At 68.1% G+C, this 21,051-nt stretch carries 21 protein-coding genes and 1 tRNA gene; 3 read left to right on the top strand and 19 right to left on the bottom strand.

Translation table 11 applies throughout. From position 1 onward, the window contains the following. Window positions 1–151: 151 nt before the first annotated feature. Window positions 152–224 (top strand) — tRNA-Lys (locus FJ887_RS02250). 71 nt (window positions 225–295) lie between these two features. Here the strand turns inward: FJ887_RS02250 and FJ887_RS02245 are convergent. The 4 genes from FJ887_RS02245 to FJ887_RS02230 form a co-directional block, all read right to left on the bottom strand. Beyond that, on the bottom strand, window positions 296–904 hold the full coding sequence (locus FJ887_RS02245) for a PadR family transcriptional regulator (protein WP_137825738.1): 609 nt from the start codon (window positions 902–904) through the stop codon (window positions 296–298). 86 nt (window positions 905–990) lie between these two features. Beyond that, window positions 991–2,394 (bottom strand): vanillate/3-O-methylgallate O-demethylase, encoded by a 1,404-nt coding sequence (ligM, locus tag FJ887_RS02240; protein WP_137825739.1) that lies wholly within the window; start codon window positions 2,392–2,394, stop codon window positions 991–993. 109 nt (window positions 2,395–2,503) lie between these two features. Then, complete coding sequence (gene purU / locus FJ887_RS02235) at window positions 2,504–3,379, bottom strand: formyltetrahydrofolate deformylase (protein WP_137825740.1); 876 nt, start codon at window positions 3,377–3,379, stop codon at window positions 2,504–2,506. A 3-nt stretch (window positions 3,380–3,382) separates the two neighbouring features. Then, window positions 3,383–4,234, bottom strand: a complete 852-nt coding sequence (locus tag FJ887_RS02230; protein ID WP_137825741.1) for a methylenetetrahydrofolate reductase — start codon at window positions 4,232–4,234, stop codon at window positions 3,383–3,385. A 214-nt stretch (window positions 4,235–4,448) separates the two neighbouring features. Between FJ887_RS02230 and FJ887_RS02225 the strand changes: the two genes are divergently transcribed. Next, the gene (locus FJ887_RS02225) at window positions 4,449–5,792 is read left to right on the top strand and encodes an MFS transporter (RefSeq protein ID WP_137825742.1); all 1,344 of its coding nucleotides are present in this window, start codon (window positions 4,449–4,451) and stop codon (window positions 5,790–5,792) included. A gap of 116 nt (window positions 5,793–5,908) precedes the next feature. Here FJ887_RS02225 and FJ887_RS02220 read toward each other — a convergent pair whose 3' ends face one another. The 5 genes from FJ887_RS02220 to FJ887_RS02200 are packed head-to-tail and all read right to left on the bottom strand — an operon-like array spanning window position 5,909 to window position 10,519. After that, window positions 5,909–6,985 (bottom strand): MBL fold metallo-hydrolase, encoded by a 1,077-nt coding sequence (locus FJ887_RS02220; protein WP_137825743.1) that lies wholly within the window; start codon window positions 6,983–6,985, stop codon window positions 5,909–5,911. Window positions 6,986–7,045: 60 nt separating this feature from the next. Further along, the gene (locus FJ887_RS02215; protein WP_137825744.1) at window positions 7,046–7,858 is read right to left on the bottom strand and encodes an ABC transporter ATP-binding protein; all 813 of its coding nucleotides are present in this window, start codon (window positions 7,856–7,858) and stop codon (window positions 7,046–7,048) included. Between the two features lie 2 nt (window positions 7,859–7,860). Then, window positions 7,861–8,643, bottom strand: a complete 783-nt coding sequence (locus FJ887_RS02210; protein WP_140954826.1) for an ABC transporter permease — start codon at window positions 8,641–8,643, stop codon at window positions 7,861–7,863. Then, complete coding sequence (locus tag FJ887_RS02205) at window positions 8,640–9,500, bottom strand: ABC transporter permease (RefSeq protein WP_140954827.1); 861 nt, start codon at window positions 9,498–9,500, stop codon at window positions 8,640–8,642. The genes FJ887_RS02210 and FJ887_RS02205 overlap by 4 nt, the downstream gene beginning before the upstream one ends. Then, window positions 9,497–10,519, bottom strand: a complete 1,023-nt coding sequence (locus tag FJ887_RS02200) for an ABC transporter substrate-binding protein (protein WP_181365614.1) — start codon at window positions 10,517–10,519, stop codon at window positions 9,497–9,499. The genes FJ887_RS02205 and FJ887_RS02200 overlap by 4 nt, the downstream gene beginning before the upstream one ends. A gap of 118 nt (window positions 10,520–10,637) precedes the next feature. Here FJ887_RS02200 and FJ887_RS02195 point away from each other — a divergent pair, with 118 nt between their 5' ends. Continuing rightward, window positions 10,638–11,555 carry a LysR family transcriptional regulator gene (locus FJ887_RS02195; protein WP_137825791.1) on the top strand — a complete coding sequence of 306 codons (918 nt, stop codon included), beginning with the start codon at window positions 10,638–10,640 and terminating at the stop codon, window positions 11,553–11,555. 157 nt (window positions 11,556–11,712) lie between these two features. On the opposite strand, the gene FJ887_RS02190 is transcribed toward FJ887_RS02195, so the two are convergent. The 10 genes from FJ887_RS02190 to FJ887_RS02145 all read right to left on the bottom strand — a co-directional run bounded on the left by FJ887_RS02190 (window position 11,713) and on the right by FJ887_RS02145 (window position 21,010). After that, window positions 11,713–11,970 carry a PspC domain-containing protein gene (locus FJ887_RS02190; protein ID WP_137825792.1) on the bottom strand — a complete coding sequence of 86 codons (258 nt, stop codon included), beginning with the start codon at window positions 11,968–11,970 and terminating at the stop codon, window positions 11,713–11,715. 96 nt (window positions 11,971–12,066) lie between these two features. Then, complete coding sequence (locus FJ887_RS02185) at window positions 12,067–12,492, bottom strand: DMT family transporter (protein ID WP_137825793.1); 426 nt, start codon at window positions 12,490–12,492, stop codon at window positions 12,067–12,069. A 62-nt stretch (window positions 12,493–12,554) separates the two neighbouring features. Then, a complete protein-coding gene (locus tag FJ887_RS02180; RefSeq protein ID WP_137825794.1) occupies window positions 12,555–12,875 on the bottom strand; it encodes a DMT family transporter in 321 nt (106 codons plus the stop codon). Window positions 12,876–12,952: 77 nt separating this feature from the next. Beyond that, window positions 12,953–13,417 carry a MarR family winged helix-turn-helix transcriptional regulator gene (locus tag FJ887_RS02175; RefSeq protein WP_137825795.1) on the bottom strand — a complete coding sequence of 155 codons (465 nt, stop codon included), beginning with the start codon at window positions 13,415–13,417 and terminating at the stop codon, window positions 12,953–12,955. 113 nt (window positions 13,418–13,530) lie between these two features. Beyond that, window positions 13,531–15,315, bottom strand: coding sequence for a glycosyltransferase family 2 protein (locus FJ887_RS02170; RefSeq protein ID WP_137825796.1), 1,785 nt, complete (start codon window positions 15,313–15,315; stop codon window positions 13,531–13,533). 96 nt (window positions 15,316–15,411) lie between these two features. Further along, on the bottom strand, window positions 15,412–16,410 hold the full coding sequence (locus FJ887_RS02165; protein WP_249356787.1) for a BadF/BadG/BcrA/BcrD ATPase family protein: 999 nt from the start codon (window positions 16,408–16,410) through the stop codon (window positions 15,412–15,414). Continuing rightward, window positions 16,407–17,450 (bottom strand): N-acetylmuramic acid 6-phosphate etherase, encoded by a 1,044-nt coding sequence (gene murQ / locus FJ887_RS02160; protein WP_137825797.1) that lies wholly within the window; start codon window positions 17,448–17,450, stop codon window positions 16,407–16,409. Before murQ ends, FJ887_RS02165 begins: the two co-directional genes overlap by 4 nt. Further along, the gene (locus FJ887_RS02155; RefSeq protein WP_137825798.1) at window positions 17,447–18,949 is read right to left on the bottom strand and encodes a sodium:solute symporter; all 1,503 of its coding nucleotides are present in this window, start codon (window positions 18,947–18,949) and stop codon (window positions 17,447–17,449) included. Before FJ887_RS02155 ends, murQ begins: the two co-directional genes overlap by 4 nt. 139 nt (window positions 18,950–19,088) lie before the next feature. Next, the gene (locus tag FJ887_RS02150) at window positions 19,089–20,276 is read right to left on the bottom strand and encodes an anhydro-N-acetylmuramic acid kinase (protein WP_137825799.1); all 1,188 of its coding nucleotides are present in this window, start codon (window positions 20,274–20,276) and stop codon (window positions 19,089–19,091) included. Then, window positions 20,273–21,010 (bottom strand): GntR family transcriptional regulator, encoded by a 738-nt coding sequence (locus FJ887_RS02145; RefSeq protein ID WP_137825800.1) that lies wholly within the window; start codon window positions 21,008–21,010, stop codon window positions 20,273–20,275. The genes FJ887_RS02150 and FJ887_RS02145 overlap by 4 nt, the downstream gene beginning before the upstream one ends. Between the last annotated feature and the right edge of the window lie 41 nt (window positions 21,011–21,051).

The following is a 21,051-nucleotide window of genomic DNA, read 5'->3' as shown; positions in this document are numbered from 1 at the left end:
GACTCGGGGATGGCCGGATGAATGCAACGGGTGCCTCGCGGACCTCGCGGGGCACCCGTTCGCGTTTGAGGAAACGCGTGCGCTGGCCCTAGTATTGGGGAGTCTCCGATCGTCGCTGTGGGTGCACACCCATGCCGATCCGACGGAGGCCGGGCCTCTAGCTCAGTTGGTAGAGCAGCGGACTTTTAATCCGCGGGTCGTGGGTTCGATCCCCACGGGGCCCACCGCGCATTTCCTCACCGGCATGGCTTCCCCGCACACTGTTGCACGATGAGCAGCACTCTCTCGTGGCATCTCACGGACTCTGCGCCTCGACGCCGTCGGCGATGCCGAGCTGGCGGATGAGCGCCAGGCCCTCCCGGGCCCACCGGATCTCGCCGCGAGCACGCGCAGCCAGACCCTCGTACGAGTAGCGCTTGAAGGCGATGGTCGCCTCCCGGTCCCCCTCCTCAGTGACCTCGAGACGACGATTGAGCATCGGCGAGGTGAGGGTGTCGATCTTGCAGATCTCCTCCTCAACGGTCTCCAGCTCGACCTGCCAATGGCGGATATGACCGTTGAGGAACTCCTCGATCGCCTCGGGGTCGGCGGCCTCGAGGTACGCCGCCCGCAGATGCGCGGCATCGCGCGTGCGCTGGTACTTCAGCGGGGCATTCATCCACTCGAGGAACTCCCGCTCCCCCGCCTCGGTGACGTGATAGACCTTCCGCATTCCCGACGCTCCCCGGGCCTGCTCTTCGGCGGTGAGGAGACCCTGGTCGGTCATTTTGCGCAGCTCCGGGTAGATCTGGGAATCCGGAGCATGCCAGACGTGCCCGACGGACTGGGAGAACTGCTTCTGCAGGTCGTAGCCCGACATCGGACCGATGCGGAGGAGCGCGAGGATCGCGTTCCGCAGACTCATGGCGTGCTCCTAGGATTCGACTCTGACCACTCGACAACGACGGAAGGGCCCGGGCTGTGTGCCCGAGCCCTTCCAGACTATAGCGGTCAGGAGTTCTGACCCGTGCGCCATCCCCCGCGGTAGGTCTGGCGGGCCACAGTCGAGTACGGCACCGGGCTGACGACGGCCTTGACCTGGGTCTGCTCGTGCGGTTCGACCGAGGCCTTGTTCGTGCCGCCGTCCGGTTCACCCCAGACGACCGAGAGCTCCGCGCCCTCAGGGACGTCGGGATCGACGGTGGCCAGCGACAGACCGCGACGCTCGTTCGCCGAGTAGCCGGTGAACATCGAGAACCCGACGACGTTGCCGTCGGCATCGACGACCGAGTCGTAGTTCGCCGACCCGTAGTTCGCCAGCGGCAGGTCGAAGAACTTGTAGTTCGGTCCGTCGACGTCGAGCAGCGAGGTCCACACCCTGCCGAGGTCCTCGGCGTCCCACGCGAGCGTGACCTTCCGCCGCTGAGCGGCAGGGTCCATCGTCTCCAGCGCGTCGCGACCGATGAAGTCGTGGTCGAACTTCACGAACGAGCCGTAGCCGAGTTCCCACGGGGTGAGGTAGTAGTCCTCGATGTTGTCGGAGACGAACGACCCGGCCAGGGTGCCGGTGGCCTCGTAGCTGTCGGCGCCGAGCCATTCGCGGAACGGCCGCTCGGCCTCCCCGGTGTAGATCGCCGGCAGCGGGGAGGGGATCCACCCGGATTCCAGGGTGTTCGACGGGTAGGCGCGCGATCCGACGGGCAGCAGACCGAACTCGGCCCCCGCCTCGACGATGGCGTCACGGATGACATCGTGGTCCTCATACGGCCCCCAGATCTCGAGACCGGGCGCCCCGGCCATGCCGTGGCGCAGCGTCCGCACCTCCTTGCCCGCGATCGTCATCGTCGACATGTTGAAGAAGCCGAGCTTCTCCAGCGGGCCGCCGTTGAGCTTCTCGATGACCGACCAGGCGTTGGGTCCCTGGATCTGGAAGCGGTAGTACTGCCGCGAGACCGCGTGACCGTAGGGACGCGACGGCGAGCGGCGGTCGACCTGGATGTCGAGGTTGGGGTAGTCACCGGTCTCGGCGTGGAAGAGCAGCCAGTTCGAGGCGGGCGCCCGACCGACGTAGACGTACTCCTCGTCGGCCTCGCGGAAGAGGATGCCGTCGCCGATGACGTGACCGGAGGCCGTCGTCGGCACGTACTGCTTGGCCTTGTTCACCGCGAAGTTCGCCACCGAGTTGATCGCGGTGTCGGAGATGAGCTTGATCGCATCGGAGCCCTTGAGGAACACGTTGTCCATGTGGTGGGACTGGTCGTAGAGCACAGCGGTGTCACGCCATGCCTTCTGCTCCTTGATCCAGTTCGTGAAGTCCGCGGGGACCACGGGGTAGATGTAGGAGCCGATCTGGGAGTTGCGCAGAAGGTCGACGGGGTTGGTCGTATCGAGGATCTGCTGCAGGTTGTCGGACATGGTGTCAAACCTCTCTGTTCTTGTCTCTCTTGCGTGGGAGTTCTCTGGGGGTGGGGATGGCTCTAAATGGAACAGAACCGGCGGTGGCAGGGGGTGCCGGGAGGACGGGTCAGGTGAAGACGATCGTCTGGTTGCCGTGCCGGATGACGCGATCCTCGGCATGGAGGCGCACGGCCCGTGAGAGCACGGCGCGTTCGACGTTGGCGCCGCGCATCTGCATGTCAGCGGCCGTCATCGTGTGGTCGACGCGGGTGACGTCCTGTTCGATGATCGGCCCCTCGTCGAGGTCCTTCGTCACGTAGTGGGCGGTCGCACCGATGAGTTTGACTCCTCTCTCCTTGGCTTTGCGGTACGGCGCGGCACCGATGAAGGCCGGCAGGAACGAATGGTGGATGTTGATGATCGGCACCTCGGCGTCGTCGATGAACGACTCCGAGAGGATCTGCATATACCGGGCGAGGACGACGAAGTCGACGTTGCCGTCGAGGAGCTCGAGGATCCGCGCTTCGGCCTCCGACTTGTCCTCCCCCTGGGAGGGGACGTGGAAGAACGGAATCCCGAAACGGCGCACCTCCTCGGCGAGGTCGGAATGGTTGGAGATGACGAGGGGGATCGTCACCGGCAGCTCTCCGCGCTGATGCCGCCAGAGGAGGTCGAGGAGGCAGTGGTCACTCTTCGACGCGAGGACCGCCATGCGCTTGAGGGCACTGCCCTCGACGAGGCGGTAGTCGATCTCGTGGGGCCCGAGGGTCGCGGCGAGGTCGGTTTCGATCTCCGGCAGCGCCGCACTGAGACCCTCACGGTGGAAGACGACGCGCTGGAAGAAGTCGCCGCCGCGCGGATCGGTCGTGTACTGGTCGAGGGAGATGATGTTGCCCTTGTTGCGCGCGATGAGGGCGGTGATGAGGGAGACGAGCCCCGGTTGGTCGGGGCAGGTGACGATGAGCGTCGCGAGATCGCGTCGGCTCTCAGCGAGCTGGTTCACGGTCTACGCCTCCTTGACGAAGTCGCGGACCCATTCGGCCGTCGCGGCCAGACCGCCGAAGGTGTAGAAGTGCGCCTTCACCGCCGCGGCCTCACCGGCGCCGGCGAGATCGGCGGCAAGATCGGTGATCAGCCGATCCGGCCCGGCGGTGCCGACGAGGTTGGTCAGGGAGAACCCGTACTTCCGCACGATCCCCGCACTCGCCCCGACCCCGAAGCGCCGGGCGTAGCCCATGAGCCGCTTGACCCCGGCCGGCCCGGGCGCACCCACGCGGATCTCGGCGTCGATGCCGGCGGCCCGCACCTGTGCGATCCAGGCCGTCACCCGGTCGGCGTCGAAGGCGAACTGGCTGAGCACGACCTGTCCGAGGTCTTGGTCGGACAGCGCTGCGGTCTTCGCCGACAGGTGCTCCCACAGCGTCGCCTCCTCGATGTCGGGGTGCCCTTCGGGGTAGCCGGCGATGCTCACCTCGCGCACTCCGTAGTCCTGGAGGATCCCGGAGCGGATGATCGTCAGCGAATCGGGGTAGGGCCCTTCGGGAACGGCCGGGTCTCCGCCGACGACGAAGACGTGCTGGCTGGCTCCGGCATCCCGGAGTGCGGCGAGGAACTCCCGCAGACTCTGTTCGGAGGCGATACGGCGGGCCGAGATGTGGGGAACCGGGGTGAATCCGAGCTCGCGCACCGCCTGTGCAGCGGCCACGCGCATCGGAAGATCCTCATTGCCGAGGTAGGTGACGTTGATCCTCGTCCCGGCGGGGATGGCAGGGGCGGCCTCCCGGAGTGCGTCGACATCCTTGCCGGTCATCTCGAGCGAGAAATCCTCGAGAAGTCGGACCGCCGTTGACTCAACCATGGGATCAGTTCCTTTCGTGAACACTGCCGTGGGTTCCCTCGAACTATAGGCACAACCATTTGCCTATGTCCATAGGTATCCAGAAGACGGGCACTTCACCTCTGAGTTGCTGACAAAGTTCTGAGACGGTCATGCAGATCACAATATTTTTCCCTATGCTTATAGCCATCTCGCACCGTCGCGAGATGAACCGCTCGCAGAATCGGAGACCAACGTGGATCTACGCGAACGCATCGACACCTCTCGGATGTCGCCCTACCAATGGCTCATCGTCGGCATCTGCACCTTCCTCAATGCCCTCGACGGCTATGACGTCCTGGCGATCTCCTTCTCATCGAATCAGGTGACCGAGGAGTTCTCACTCTCGGGCACCGCCCTGGGACTGGTTATGAGCGCGGCCCTGCTCGGCATGGCCGTCGGAGCGCTTGTTCTCGGCCCGGTGGCCGACCGCATCGGCCGCCGGCGGATGACGATCATCGCCCTCATCGTCAACGGCGCCGGTCTGTTCCTCTCGGCCACGGCCACCTCGGCGACGGAGCTCGGCATCTGGCGGGTCGTCACCGGACTCGGCATCGGAGGAATCCTCGTCGGCACCAACGTCATCTGCGCCGAGTATGCGTCGAGGAAACGACGCGGACTCGTCATCAGCATCTACACCGCCGGCTACGGAGTCGGCGCGGCAGTGGGCGGAACCATCATGGTCTCGCTCATCAGCAGCTTCGGCTGGCGTTCGGTGTTCGTCTTCGGCGGCGCGCTGACGATCATCGCCCTCATCCTCGTCATCGTGCTCGTCCCCGAGTCACCGTCCTTCCTCTACAATCGACAGCCGGCGAGCGCGCAGCGACGGTTGGACACGATCGCCCGCCGTCTCGGACAGACGGGCCCGGTCGAGCTCACACCGATTCCCGAATCGGTCCATACCGACAGCGGCATTCCCGCGCTGTTCAACGCCCGCAACCGCCGGGTCACGATCGTCGTGTGGGCAGCGTTCTTCATCATCATGTTCGGCTTCTACTTCGTGAACTCGTGGACGCCGCGACTGATGAATGAAACCGGCCTGAGCCCCACCTTGTCACTCGTCGTCACCGTGGCCCTCACCCTGGGTGGCGCGATCGGGTCGGTCATCTTCGGACTCTTCACGTCCCGGTGGTCGACTCGCGAAGTGCTCACGACATTCTCGGTGATCGCCGCCATCCTAATGGCGATCTTCATCTTCACCGCGCAGTGGATTGCCCTCGTCATCGTCGTCGGCGTTCTTGTCGGCATGTTCATCAACGGCTGCATCGCCGGCCTCTACGTCCTCACTCCGCAGTCGTACTCCTCAAGCCTGCGCTCGACAGGCTCGGGTTGGGGCATCGGAGTCGGTCGGATCGGCGCGATCATCGCACCGATTGCGACTGGGGCACTGCTCGACGGCGGGTGGAGCCCTCAGGCGATCTACGTCTTCGTGGGCGCCGTGATCCTTCTCGCCGCCGTCGTCCTGCTGGGAATGCGCGGGGTCGATGTCGAAGCCAACCGCCGGCCGACACAGGCCGCCGAGGCGGTCACTGCGGATTAGACGCGGTCGCAACCGACCAGCCGACGCAGCGCGCCGAGGCGGCCGCAGCCGACCAGGCGAAAGCCAGCGGGCCCCGAGACCAGCGGTGGTCTCGGGGCCCGCGGTGTCACGCGGTCTCAGTCGGTGCGCGGTTCCCCGAGACCGAAGTTCATGAGGTCCTCACCGACGACGAGGTTGCCGGAGAAGCCCTCCTGCGCCTGCTGGAACTTCTCGACCGGACCGTCGGCGGGGACGATGTGGGTGAGCACCACGGTATCCACCCCGGCCGCCTCGGCCTGCGGCCCGACCTGCTCGATCGACGTGTGCGCGGCGAGCATGTGCTGCATGAGGTTGTGATCGGGGTTCGGCGAGGCCGACCCGATGAGGCCGTCGATCCACTCCATGTCGATGACCTCGTGGATGAGGATGTCGGCACCCTTGGCGATCGTCACGAGGTTGTCGCAGACTCCCGTGTCCCCGGAGATGACGATCGACCCATCCGGGGTGTCGAACCGGAAGGCGAAGGCCGGGAAGATCGGCCGGTGGTCGACGAGGATCGCAGTGACCCGCACGTTCTCGTCCGTGTAGACCTCGAACGGCTCCATCGCCGGCGTCGGGTCGCCGTTGGGGTCGGAGCCGGTCGTGCCCGGCAGCTCGATGTCGTGGAACTCGAAGATCTCCCGCAGGTCCTGTTTCGCGTTGTCGCGCATCCGGTCGTTGATGTCGAGAGCGTACCCCTGCAGCAGCCGCTGCGAGGACTCGACGAGACCCGGCGTCGGCGACTCCGGATTGAACACCTCGGGGATGGGGTCCCTGTTGTCCTCGTCGAAGATCGGCGGCAGCACCCCGCGGTCGCCCGGACCGTAGATCTGCACCGGCTGCTTGAGCCCGTCGGAGCCGTTGTGCCATGCGAGGATGAGGAGGTTCGGGTAGTCGACCATGTGGTCGGAGTGGTGGTGGGTGATGAAGACGCTGCGGAGATTGTCGATGCCCTTCTGGAACCCCGTCGGCCCCAGTCCCGCCTTCCGGAACTGCGGCCCCCATCCCTCACCGCAGTCGATGAGGTAGACCGCGTCACCGACCGTGATCGCCGTGGAGATCCCGTTCCGATCCGAATCATCCCACCACGGCGGGCCGCCGGCGGTCCCGAGAAGAGTGACTTTGGTGCGGTAGGCGGAGGCTTCGTCAGCGGTGAGTGGACGATGAGTGGGCATGGTTCCTGCTTTCTGTGCGGGCCCGCCGAGGCGGACGGTGGGAATTCGTGGGCTTCGGACTCATCCGATGCTCGCGTGCGACTGCGCGGCTTGGATGAGTTCGAAGACTTCGGTGCGGTATTCCGCGTAGGCGGGTAGCATCTTCGTCTCGACCTGGCTCCGCGGCTGCGGCAGGTCGATGTCGATGGTGCGGGTCACGGTCGTCGGGGCGCCGGAGAGCACGGTGACGGTGTCGCCGAGGTAGACCGCCTCGTCGATGTCATGGGTGACGAAGACGATCGTCGTGTCGAAGTCGGTGCGCACCTGGAGGACGAGATCCTCGAGCTCGATCCGGGTCTGCGCATCGACGGCGGCGAACGGCTCGTCCATGAGCAGGACGTCGGGCTGGAAGGCGAGGCCCCGCGCGATCGCAGCTCTCTGCTGCATGCCGCCCGACATCTGCCACGGATAGAGGTTCCCCTTGCCCGTGAGCCCCACAGCATCGAGCACCGAGGTGACCCGTTCCTTCCGCTGTGCTGCGGGGACAGTCTTGAGCAGAGGCAGTGCGATGTTGTCCGCGGTGCTCAGCCACGGCAGCAACGATCGCGAGTAGTCCTGGAAGACGACGGCGAGTGCGGCGGGCGGTCCGGTCACCTCGGTGCCTTCGAAGACGGTCTGCCCTCCCGAGGGGTTGAGCAGTCCGGCCATGCACCGCAGGAGGGTCGTCTTCCCCGACCCGGAGGGGCCGACGATGCAGACGAACTCGCCGCGGCGGATGGCGACGTCGATGCCGGCGAGGATCTCGACGTCGCCGTACGATTTGCGCAGACCGCGCAGTTCGAGGAGGACCTCGCCGTCGATGGCGGCTGCGGTCGGTTCGGGCTGAAGTGTCATGATCATCCTTTGCTGGTCAGTGCCCGCATGCCGTACTGCCAGCGCAGGACATAGCGTTCGAGGCGGAGGAAGGCGAGGTTGGCGAGGTAGCCGAGGATGCCGAGCAGGAGGGTGCCCGCCCAGGTCTCGGCCACGGCGAAGGTCTGCTGGGAATTGAGGAGATAGAAGCCGATGCCGCTCGTCGAGGCCACCATCTCGGAGACCACGATGAGGATGATGGAGATCTGCAGAGTGGTCCGCAGACCGGCGAAGATCTGCGGTCCGGCGTTGGGCAGCAGAACGAACCGGATGTACTGCGGCATCGTCAGCCGGTAGGACCGCGACATGTCCTTGACGAGCGGGTCGAGGGAGCGCACACCGTCGACGGTGTTGAGCAGGGTCGGCCAGATCGCGCCGATGACGATGATCGCCACGCTCATCGACGGCCCGATTCCGAAGAGGAGCAGCCCGATGGGCAGGAGGACCGGCGGGGGCAGGGAGCGGAGGAACTGGACGATCGGCTCCGTGGCCGCCCGCAGCGCGGAGGACATGCCGATGCAGATGCCGAGCACGATGCCGAGGACAGCGGCGATGGCGAAGCCGATGAGGAACTTCACCACACTCGGCAGGACATCGGTGACGAGACCGTCGACGAGGAGGCCGGACCACAGCGTTGTCAGGATCGTCTGCAGCGGCGGGAAGTAGAGCGAGGTGCTGTTCGCCGAGGCGAACCACCAGATGACGACCGCACCGACGGGCAGCCAGGCGCGGGTGAGGAAGAGGGTGAGATGGTTCTGCGCACTCATGCCGCCTCCTTCCGGTAGGACGGATGCCAGAACAGCAGCGGCGCCTCGGCGATTCGGAAGATGCCGTTGATGGCGAGGCCGAGGAGACCGGTGGCGACGATGAGCGCGTACATCTGCGGCAGGGCACCGGCGGTCTGAGCGACGACGATCTCCTGGCCGAGGCCGTCGGCCCCGCCGATCATCTCCGTGACCACGGCGACGATCACCGCGATCGCCGCGGAGATCCGCAGGCCGGTCATCGCGAACGGCAGCATCGAGGGAACGACGAGGCGGCTCGTCGTGAGCCACCACCCCAGCCGGTAGCTGCGGGCCATGTCCGCGCTGGTGCCGCCCACCTCGCGGACCCCGTAGATGAGCTGGGTGAGCAGGGGCCAGATGGCGCCGAGGATGATGAGGAAGAGCTTCATCCCCGGGCTCGGCCCCCAGAGCAGCAGGCCGAGCGGGATGAGGGCGACCGGCGGGATCGGTTTGAGGAATTCGATGACGAACCATGCCGATTCCTCGGCGAACCGCACCAGACCGAGGAGGATCGCCAGTGGGGTGGCGATGACGACGATGAGGACGAGGCCGAGGAGGACCACGGAGACGGTGGCCCACAGGGCTGACCAGAACGCAGGGGATGCGAGCAGGGCGGCGAAGGCCGCCAGCGTCTGGAGCGCCGAGGGGATGGCGGCCGAGGGGAGGATGCCGCTGACGGAGAGGATCTGCCAGACGACGAACACTGCGAGGACCGCGCCGAAGCCGAAGAGAAATCTGCCGGCCGGGGTCTCGGCGGCGAGATTGATCCTGCGGGTCAGGCGATCGGTCGCCCGTCTGCCGGTCGGGGTGGTCCGCGGTCGGAGGGTGGTCGTGCTCATGGGCGCATCAGCCCCTTCGTGTCGACCGGGCCGGGGAGGAACCCGAGGTCGGTCATGAGGTCTGCGGTCGTCTGCACGGCGTCGGCGTCGACCTGGGTCGAATAGCTCGGCAAAAGCATCGTCTCGGCGACCGAGGGGGCGAGTTTGCCGTACTTCGTGAGGACCTTCCGCACCGTTTCCGGGTCCGTGGCTGCCTTCTCGTTGGCTCTGTTCACGGCGCGGACGAAGGCGTCGACGACCTCGGGGTTGGCCTCGGCGAAGGGCTTCGCGGTGAAGGCGACGGCGAACGTGGCCTTGGGCGGGAAGGTCTCGAAGAGCGGATGGGAGATGATCCGGCCGCCGGCGGCCACGACCTGTCCCTGGAAGGGCTCGGCCGTCGAGGCGGCATCGACCCGGCCGCTCTCGACGGCGGCGATGCCGTCGGGAAGCGACATGACGACGTAGTCGACCTTCGTCGGGTCCCCGCCGTCGGCGCGCACCGCGGCGGCGGAGCCGATCTGTGTGATCGCGCCGAGCGCGTTGATCGCCACCGTCTTCCCCTCGAGGTCGCGGGGGCGCTGGATGGGACTGCCGGATCCGACGACGATCGCCGTCGGATCGGCTTCGGCCGTCGGGGCGTTCGACGCGGCGTTGGCGACGATCTCCAGCGGCAGACCCTTCTCGTAGGCGATGGCGAGCGGTGGGGTGGCGGAGGTGCCGAACTGGAGCTGACCGTTGATGACCGAGGGAGCGATGGCGGAGGCCGACTGCATCACCTTGGTCTCGACGTTGAGCCCCTCCTCGGCGAAGTAGCCTTCGTCGGCGGCGATGTAGATCGACGCGTAGTCGCCGACGGGAATGACGCCGACGGTGATCGTGTCGTCCTTGCCGATGGTCTTGGCGCTGCCCATCCCGACTCCGCAGCCGGAGGCGGTGAGCGCGAGGAGAACGGTGAGGACGGCGGCACCGAGGCGGCGGGCAGCAGTCGTGCGGTGCAAGGCGGTCAGCGGGGCGGACGGGGGCCGGGTGGTGATCGTCATCGATCCTCCTGGACGGGGTCGAGCCGGGATCGACGTCGATCGGCTCCCCACCAGCTTCAGCCCTCGCCTGATAGATGACAAATATCTTTGTTCTGCTAACCCCATACAATGAGCGACTATGAACCTCACGCGTCTCAAGTACTTCCTCACCGTCGTCGACGAGGGGTCGATCTCGGCTGCGGCACAGAAGCTGCACATGACGCAGCCCCCGCTGAGTCAGGCGATCCGCGCGTTCGAGGCGGAGCTGGGGGTCACGCTGCTCGAACGGCTGCCCCGTGGGGTGGCACCGACTCCGGCAGGTCGGCAGCTTGCCAGGGATGGGGCTCGGCTCATGCAGTGGGGCGATGAGATCGCCGAGCGCACTCGCGCGCTCGGGGCCGGGACGGCCGGAGTGCTGCGGGTGGCGTCGGTGCCGACGTTCTCGTGGTCACGGCTGCCGCCGTTGCTGCGGACGTTCCGTGAGACCGCACCCGGGGTCGCCGTCGACCTCTCGGATCCGTTCCCTGCACGGGTGCTCGACCTCGTCTCGGACGGGCGCGCCGACATCGGCTTCGTCGTGACCTCCGATGTCGACACGCTCACCGCGAACTTTCCGGCGCTGACGATGCGCGGGGTGGCGACGATGCCGCTGGCGATCGCCGTGCCGCCCGGCCGAGCGAACATGGGCAGGGCGGAGCTCGAGTCAGCGCACTGGGTCATCCCGTCGCAGATCACCGGGTTTCCCGGTCTCGTGGAGATCTCACAGCAGTTGTGGGATCTGCTCGGCATCGCCCCGGGCAGCGTGCAGCAGGTCTCGACTCTGCAGACCGCCCTCCCCCTCGTCGCGGCGGACATGGCGGTGGCGCTCATGCCCCTCGACGGCGTCGGTGTCGTCTGGGGTGCGGTCAACACGGTCCCGGTGCCGCGAGAGCTGCCCCCGCTCTACGGCGTCATGGTGCGCTCGGCCCTCTTCGATCCGGGACCGACCCTCGAGGTGTTCCTCGACGTCGTCGATGCCGCCTTCGCCGAGGCGGAGGCCGGCGGCGAGACCGGATGACGGCGGCGAGACTGGATGACGGTGGGCCGCCTCGGCGAGCGGTCAGGAGACATCAGCTCAGACGCACAGAGGCCCTGTGATACCTCCCTGACAGGGGATCACAGGGCCTCTTCGCGTGAGCGGTCCTGCCCGGGACCGCTCACGCGAGCTTGTGGGGTCAGCGCTCGAGTCGGCCGCCACCGCCGAAGGCACGCTGGAGCGGGATGCTCCCGTCCTGCCACGGGGTGATCGCCCAGACGACGAGGTAGGCGCCGACGCCGAGGACCGGCAGGAGGAACGAGGCGAGCACGAGGAGACGGACGATCCAGACGTTGAGTCCGGTGACCTTGGCGAGGCCTCCTGCGATGCCGCCGACGATCCGCTCGGGGCCGCGGCGATAGCCGATCTTGCGAATGGAATCGAAGAGTGAGTTCATGTCTTCGACACTACGCCGCCGGCGTGCGGCCCCACAGGGTGATGACCTGAGACTCGACTGAGGAAACCCATAATCCTCGCGCCCCCGACCCGCGGATCACTCGACCTCCGTCGTCCGACCGGGTGCCGAATCCCGAGCCGTGCCCTCGAGGGTCGGACTGTCGGCGAGCTTGAGCCACACGACGCCTGCGATGATGACGGCGAGCCAGAATCCCTTCACCGCGGTGAGCGACTCATCGAAGAAGACCGGCCCGAGCACCGCCGCGCCCACCGCACCGATGCCGGCCCACACCGCGTAGCCGATGCCGACGTCGATGCGCTTGAGCGCGACGCTGAGGAAGAAGAGTGTGAGGAGGAAGAAGACGATGGCGACCAGCGACCAGCCGAGCTCCGTGAATCCGGCGCTGCCGTTGACGCTGAGCGCGTACCCGACTTCGAAGCCGCCGGCCAGCAGGAGCGCGAGCCACGCTCCCGTCTTCGCCGAGGATGTCGCAGGGTCGGTGCTGCGGTGCGGTTCGCTCATGAGCGGGTGTCCCTTCCGGTTCGAGGTGAGTGGAGGCTGATGACCTGTTCCGCGGGCGTCCATCATGCCGACCCCGCCAGGTTGAGGCCGACGACTCCGGTGATGACGACGGCGATTCCGAGCAGCTTCTTCCAGGTCAGGCGCTGGGACAGGAAGAGCGCGCCGAGGATGACGATCCCCACCCCGGCCAGCGACGTCCACAGCGCGTACCCGACTCCGACGTCGAACGTCAGCAGCGCCAAACTGAGGAAGAACGTCGCGATGCCACCGGCGACCAGCGTCGCGATCGTCCACCACAGCCGCGTGAATCCCGCAGCCTTGCCTGCAGCGATCCCGACGGCGATCTCGAAGATCACCGCGATCGCCAGATAGATCCAACTCATCACGTGCATCCTTTCATGTTATTTGTGTGTACATGCAGGTATTACGACAGAAAAAATTCCGCGCGACCGCCTCATCGTCACTCGCCGATGAGCCGACGAACCTCGCCCAGTGACGATCGGACCGCCTCGGCGTCGAAGTCCGGGAAATGCACCCCGGGGCGGCTGAGCACATCGCGGAGACGGGCACCGTAGGGCTCGTCGATCTCCTTGACGAGCTCCTCGCCCCGGTCGCTGAGCACCGCATAGACCCCGCGGCCGTCATCGGCGCAGACATCGCGGACCGCCAGCCCCTTCGATTCGAGCCGGCTGACGAGCCGCGTCACCGAACTCGGATTGAGTCCGACCCTGCGGGCGAGTTCGCTGACCCGCAGCTCCCGGTCGGACGCGACCCGGAGGAAGCCGAGGGCCCGATACTCAGTGAGCCCGAGCCGGTAGGTCTCCGTCAGCCACTTGTCGAGGTTCGCATCGACCGCGGCGGCGAAGACGGCCACGTGCGACCATGATTCGCCGACGCCGGCGGACCCATCTGTTTGCGTGCGCATACAGTTAGATTAGCAGGGCCGAACCGAGATCGGCCAGGTTGCGCGGAAATTCTTCGCACCACCTCGGCGATGAACCGGTCGCCCCCGACCCCCAGTGGTCGACCCCGGCTTCGTCAGGCGGCGCGTCGCAGGGACGCTCCCGACACCTTCTCCGTGACGTCGAAGCGCTCGCGGTAGCGGCCGGTGAGCAGGCACCATTGCGAGTACAGCGCGGTGCCGGCGTTGAAGATCAGGAGCGTGAGCGGATAGAGCAGCCACTGCAGCCACATCGTCACGCTCCGCGAGACCGGCACGTGCACCGGCCGCGGCGGCAGGAGGGCACGGAAGACGAGCACCGAGACGAGGAGCGCGACCATGCCGATCTGCTGGATGAGCCCCACGGTCATCGGCATCGCCTCGATGAACTCGCTCGCCTGACCGGTGTGCGAGGCGACGACGAACGGGATCCACCCGCCCACGGCGATGATGACGGAGATCGACGCGAGGCTGACGTGCCCTTCGAGGAGGGACAGGAAGCGCAGGAACCCGGGCCAGAACGGCGACTTCGCGTCACCGGCGAAGACCCGCACCCCGACATAGGGGACATCGCTGGCCCCGTACGACCAGCGGCTGAGCTGCTTGAACTGGGCGACCATCGTCTCCGTGAAGCTCCCGGCGAGCACAGCGTCCTGATAGATCGGCACGTGGATGGGCACGACCCGGTAGTCGCCGTCGAAGTGGAACCAGCTGCGCCAGTACTGGTGACCGTCCTCGACGATCGTCCGCCTCGACCAGAACCCCATGTCGATGAGCGCCGGCAGCGGCTGGGAATGCGACGCGAAGTTCCGCAGCGCGAAGTGCCGCACCGTGGTCGTGAGGTTCCAGAAGCAGTTGGCACTCGCCACGACCCGCGACGGTGCCGGAGCGTCCCAGATGTTCGTCATGTAGAGGCTGATCGGCTGGAACGACAGCCGCGCCCGGTCGGGCGCCGTCGCGTACTCATAGGCCACATAGTCGAAGTACGACTCGTGCGGGGTGTTGTCGCAGTCGAGGCTCGTGACGATGACCCGCTCCGGGTCGATCCCGCGCTCCCGCACCCAGCTCGCCAGCCTCCGCCCGGCGTGGGTGATGTTCGCCCCCTTCCCGGCGATCTCGCCGGGCACACCGGCCGGGTGCCGGACCGGGACGAAGGCGAAGAAGCCGTCGCCGTACTCGGCGGCGAGGCGACGCGCCGTCTCCGCCATCACCGGTCCGCCTCGCTCCTCGAACGCGAAGAAGACGACGATCTGCCGCGGCGAGGTCGAGGTGTGCAGCAGGGTGCGGATGGTTCCGGCGATGACGTCGAACGGCTCGTTGTAGGCGGCGACGACGACGGCGTGGAGCAGCTGGGAGGGACGCATCACCGCCTGCGAGTCCTCGCGCACCCGCGCGACGATCGCCGCATGGTCGGCGGCCCGGAAGCCGCACTGCGGATAAGGCAGGGCGGGGAGTCCGGCAATGGCTCGTTCGAGATCGACGAGGCGGGCGCTCCAATCAACTCGCGCGCTGCGCCGGTACCGGGTGAAGCCGCGGGCGACATCGACGGCTCCGCGCAGCGCCCGCACGAACGTCAGTCCGACGATCGTGAGGACGTAGACCGCGCCGAGCATCGGATCGATGAACGGCAGGATGAAGACGAGCGCGATCGCGGTATAGCTGATGACCGCCGGCAGTGCTTCGAAGACGCGGTAGACCGGGGTGCGCCGGCCCGTCGGCAGCTCGAGTCCCCGCGCCTCACGACGCGAAGTGCGCCGAGGCGGGACGACGTCGATGACGGGCAGGTGCGACCCCTGCGGTGCGGGAAGGCTCCGACGGAGGAACAGGTGCTCCGACCTCGGACGGCGGTCGAATCCGGATGACGGTTCGCGACTGGTTCTCACAGTGCCGATCCTGCGCAAGGCATCTGACCACGGGCTGATCCGCAGATGCCGGTCAGGTGAACAGTTGTCGTCGGCAAGCTGACTTGCAGACGACCGTCACACCCAGAGAACGTCCTCCTGGGCACGGATCCGCTCGGCGGCGATGAGGCTCGCGAGCACGAGGGCACCGGTGAGCGGATCGCCGTCGGGTTCGACGACGGCGATGTCGGGGTCGCTCCGCGTCGCCTCCGCACCGAACTCCTCAAGGAGGGATTCTCCTGCCCTCGTCAGGCCCCCGGTCAGGGCGATGCGGGAGGCACCCGAGGCCGCAGCGGCGGCGACGGCGCTGCGAGCGGCCTCCTGTCCCGCCTCGGCGAGGAGCGCCACGGCCACCGGGTCCTCGACACGGGCGAGCGCCGCGACGTCGACGGCGAACTCCGCGAGGAGGCCCGCCCGGTCGCTGCGGGTGTAGAACGTCGCCGGCCACGTGCTCGGATCCCCGAAGCGTCCGGTCGCCGCGGCGAGGAGTGCGGCCCCGCGCCGGTCGACCCGGTCGTGCGCGCGCAGGGCGGCTTCGAGGGCATGCCGACCGATCCACGCACCGCCCCCGCGGTCGCCGAAGAGGTGGCCCCAGCCGTCGACGCGCGACCACTGCGCACCGAGGATCCCGTCGTCGTCGGCCCCCGGGTGGGCGATCGCGATCGCCCCGGTGCCGAGCACGGCGATCGCCCCGCCGGCTCCGCCGAGCGCACCGAGGTGGGCGGTGACCGCGTCGATCGTCACCGCGGTCCGTGCGTCCGCCTCGGCGGCGATGACCTGCGCGAGCACGGCGGGATCGGCGGTCAGGGACGCGATCCCGGTGGCCCCGATCCCGATGCCGGTCACCCGGGAGAAGGGCTCCGGCCAGGCCTGCCGGGCCGCGGCGACGAGCCGCCGGATGACGACGGGAGCGCTGCTGCCTTCGGCCCCGATCTCGACGCGGGGGCCGGTGAGCGTGCCGAGGATGACCTGGTCGCCGAGGCGATCGACCGAAACCGCGGCGAGTGCGACACGGCTGCCGGTGCCGCCGACGTCGATGCCGAGGACGAGGTCACCGGCGGCAGAGCCGGGCATCATGCGCCGGCTCCGGGGCGGGGACTGTCATCCGCATCGTCGCCCGCGGCTCCCGTGTTCCCGGCGTTCGCCGCGTCGCCGGCACCGGTGGCTGCCGCGGCGGCGATCGCCGCTCTCACAGAGCCGTCGTGCCCGGCCAGCAGCTCGGCGGCAGCGGTGGGGGCCACCTCGGCGAAGGAGACGACGAGCGCCGTCTTGAGGTCACCGTCGCACCGCGCGAGGAGTTCACGGGCAGCTTTGTCGTCGAGGTCCGCGGCCTCCCGGAGGATGCGGACGGTGCGTTCGCGCAGCTTCGCGTTCGTCGCGACGACGGAGACCATGAGGTTCTGCCACGTCCGCCCGAGGGCGACCATGAGCGCGGTGGAGAACCCGTTGAGGGTGAGCTTCTGCGCGGTGCCGGCCTTGAGCCTGGTCGACCCGGTGACGACCTCGGGTCCGGTGTCGAGGACGATGTGGGCCGCGGCCGCCGCGGCGACGGGAGCCTGCGGGTTGTTCGAGATGAGCACGGTGTGGGCACCGGCCTCCCCGGCGGCTTCGAGCGCCCCGCGGACGTACGGGGTCGACCCGCTTGCGGCGATCCCGATCGCGACGTCCCGCTCCCCCAGCCCGGCACCGTCGCGACGTCCGTCGGCCAGCGAGTCCTCGGCGTTCTCGACGGCGTTGACGAGGGCCGGCTCCCCGCCGGCGATGTGTCCGACGACCCGGCCGGGCTCGAGGTTGAACGTCGGCATGAGCTCACTGGCGTCGAGGACCCCGAGGCGACCGGAGGTGCCGGCCCCGAAGTAGTGGACGGTGCCGCCCGCGCGCATCCGCTCCGCAGCGAGGTCGACGAGCGCGGCGAGGTCCGGCAGGGCCGCGGAGACCGCGTCGAGCACCGCCTGATCCTCGGTATTGAGCAGGGTGAGCACGCCGAGGCTGTCGAGATCGTCGAGGCCCGCGCTGCGCGGATTGCGCCGCTCGGTCGGCGAGAGCCTCGGCGGGTGCGCACCCGAGGGACGTGCGACGGGATTCGACTCCGGAGGCTGGGACTGCGCTTCGGTCATCGCAGGCTGCCCTCCGCCTCGGCGACGGCGGCCACGGGTGGGGCCGGGTGGCGCAGGGACAGCAGCCCGCCGACGGAGACCATGACAATGACGCCGAGGAGGGGATACCACTGCCACGCCACCCAGACCTCACCGGTGACGTACTTCTCCATGACGAAGAAGAACGCGTTGACGGCGATCGCGAGGACGAAGGCGATGTTCGCGTCGGCCGCGGTCGCACGCTTGTTGACCATGCCGAAGACGAAGGCGCCGAGCAGTCCGCCGTAGGTGATGCCGGCGATGCCGAGGGCGAGGATGACGATGTTGCCGGTGTCGGATTCGAAGACCGTGGCCGGGAGGATGAACGCCACACCCCACGCGATCGTCGCCCAGCGTCCGACCCTGAGTCCCTCGGCGTCGGTGAGCGGGGTCCTGCGGAAACGGGCGACGACATCGTTGACCGTCGATGAGGACAGGGCGGAGAGCGACGAGGACAGCGTCGACATCGCCGCGGCGAGGATGCCGGCGAGCAGCAGCCCGGAGATGCCGGGCGGCAGGCCCTCGATGATGAAGAGCGGGAAGATCTCATCGTCGCGGGTGAGCCCGAGATCGGCCGGCAGCGCCTGGTCGTAGTAGGCCCACAGGGCGAGGCCGACGGCGAGGAAGATCGCGAACTGGACGAAGACGACGATGCCCGACCAGATGAGCGCCTTCTGCGCATCGACCTTCGTCCGGCAGGCGAGCAGCCGCTGGACGATGATCTGATCGGCCCCGTGGGAGGCCATCGCGAAGACCGCGCCGCCGACGAACGAGGGGATGAAGGATCCCGCGGCATTGATCGGGTTGCCCTCGAAGACGAACATCTGCAGCTTCCCGGCGGCGGCCGCCTCGGCGAGCCATCCCCCGCCGACACCGGCGGTGATGACGATGATCGCGAGGATCCCGCCGAGGACGTAGAGGAACATCTGGGCGACGTCGACCCAGACGACGGCCTTGATGCCGCCGATGAACGTGTAGACGATCGTGACGAGGGAGAGGACGACGATGATGATGAAGTAGTTCGTGTGGATGCCGAGCCCGTCGAGGATGACCTTGAGCGGGATCGCGGCGGCGAGCACGCGGATGCCGTCGGCGAGCAGGCGGGTGAAGAGGAACGTGATGCCCGCGGTCGTCTGCGTCGACTGGCCGAACCGCTTGCCGAGGTACGCGTACGCCGTGATCATCTCCCCGTCGTAGTAGCGCGGCAGCATGAAGAACGCGACGAGGATGCGGCCGACGATGTAGCCGAGCGCCAGCTGGAGGTAGGAGATGTCGCCGAGGTAGCTCATCACGGGGATGCCGATGACGGTGAGCGCGCTCGTCTCGGTCGCGACGACCGACAGGCACACCGCCCACCAGGGCAGCTCCCGCCCGCCGAGGAAGTAGTCCTTGAGCCCGGTCTGTCGCCCGCTCAGCTTCAGGCCCAGCCACGCGGTGGCGACGAGGTAGACGACGATCACCAGGAGGTCGATGATCTGCATGGTCGTGACTCCTTCTCAGTGCGGCGGTCTCGGCGGCCGGCGTCCTTGCCGGTGAGCGCCGCGTCGGGGGTTGCGGTGGGGTGGTTGGCGGTCGGGGTGGTCAGGGTCGGAGCGGTTGGCGGGCGTTTCCGGGTCTGTCTCAGGTCCGGTCGTCGATGCGCATCCGACGAGGTCTTCGGTGCAGCGGTACGGGCAGCTCAAGCGGACGCCATCCGGGAGTGAGTCGGCCGGCGATGCTCGGTCGGCTCGCCCGGGTCAGGCTCGGTTCGGTGGCCGGCAGGCCGTGCCAGCTCAGCCAGCCGATGAGCGCCATGAGCAGTCCCTCCTTCGCGCCCTCGGGCAGGCCGAGCGCCGCATCGGTCGTCTCGAGCGCGACACCGGGGCCAAGCGCAGAGTCGAGCGCGGCCATGAGCGTCGGATTCCGGGTCCCACCCCCGGACGCGATGACCGCGGTGACCCCGTGACGGCCGGCCGCCTCGGCGATGGTGCGGGCGGTGAGCTCCGTGACCGTGGCAATGGCGTCGAATCCGCCGAGGTGGGGATGGGCTGTGAGATGTCGGTCGAGGTAGGCAGCGTGGAAGAGCTCCTTGCCCGTCGACTTCGGGGCGGGGCGCCGGTAGTAGGGGTCGTCGAGGAGGTCGGCGAGCAGGGCCTCATCGGCCCGACCGCTCGCGGCGAGGGCGCCGTCGACGTCGCAGGACTGCGCGCCGTCGGTGATGCGGCGGGCGAGGATGTCGATGAGCGCGTTCGCCGGGCCCGTGTCGAAGGCGAGCGGCGCGCGATCGGGGGCGATGACGGTGAGGTTCGCGATTCCACCGAGGTTGAGCAGCGCGCTCGGAGCTGCCACCGCGCCGAGGAGCATCGTGTCGAGGATCCCGACGAGCGGGGCGCCCTGCCCGCCGGCGGCGATGTCGGCGGAGCGGACATCGGAGAGCACGGGGACCCCGAGGCGCTCGGCGATCCAAGCGGGCTGGCCGAGCTGCAGGGTCGATGTGACCTCGCCGTCGGTGACGTCGTGGCGCACGGTCTGACCGTGGGAGACGACGAGGTCGGGGACGACGCTGGTTCTCGCGCAGACCTCGGCGAGCGCCTCGGCGGCCATCCTTCCGAGTCGACCGTCGACGTCGCTGACGAGGGCGAGCGGGATGTCGCCGGGCTCGAGGAGACGGAGGATGTCGGCGTGGAGGTCCGCATCGAAGGGAACCTCGACACCGGCGAGGAGACGCACCGACAGGTCGTCGGGAGCTGCTGGGTCATGGGCGAAGTCGGCGAGGACGAGGTCGAGTCCGTCGGCCGAGGTGCCCGTCATCAGGCCGGCGATGATCATGGTCGCGGCCCCTCGACGGCGCTGCCCTCCGGGCGGACGGGCACGGTGAGTTCGGTGCGGACCTTGTAGCGGTCGCCGCGGTAGACCGAGCGGACGAATTCGAAGGGCACATCGTCGGCGCTGCGCGAGGTGCGCTCGAAGAGCAGGGCCGGGGCCTGGATCGGGGCGCCGAGGTGCTCGGCTTCCTCCTCGTCGAGGAGCGTCGGTTCGATCGTCTGCACGCTGTGGGCGAGGTCGATGCCGAAGCGGGTGTGGAGGAGGTCGTAGAACGAGGCGTCGACGAGGTCGGCGGCGACGAGTCCGGGCACGCGCGCGGCGGGAATGTGGAGCTCCTCGAGGGCGATCGGCTCATCGTCGGCGAGTCGCAGGCGGAGGATCGTCAGCACCTCATCCCCTTCGCCGAGGTGGAGCTTGCGTCCGATGTGCGCCCCGGCCTCTCCGCGGTCGAAGGAGAGCACCCGGGAGCCGGGATGCAGTCCGCGGGCGAGCATGTCCTCGGTGAACGAACTCGCGGCCAGCGGCTGATCGAACTTCGGGCCGAGCGCGAAGACGCCGGCCCCATGCCGGCGGCGGACGACGCCCTTCGCGACGAGGTCGTCGAGGGCCCGGCGCAGCGTCATCCGGGAGATGCCGAGCTGCTGAGCGAGCTGACGCTCGGGCGGGAACTGCTCTCCGGCGGCCATGCCGTCGAGGCGATCGAGGAGCTGATCCCGAATCGAGTGGAATTTCGTCACTCCCCCATTGAGTCACAGGTCACACACGAAATCAAGACCAC

It is taken from the genome of Brevibacterium sp. XM4083 (genome assembly GCF_006489205.2).
Lineage (GTDB): Bacteria > Actinomycetota > Actinomycetes > Actinomycetales > Brevibacteriaceae > Brevibacterium.
This window is presented reverse-complemented; position numbering and strand designations above follow the sequence as displayed.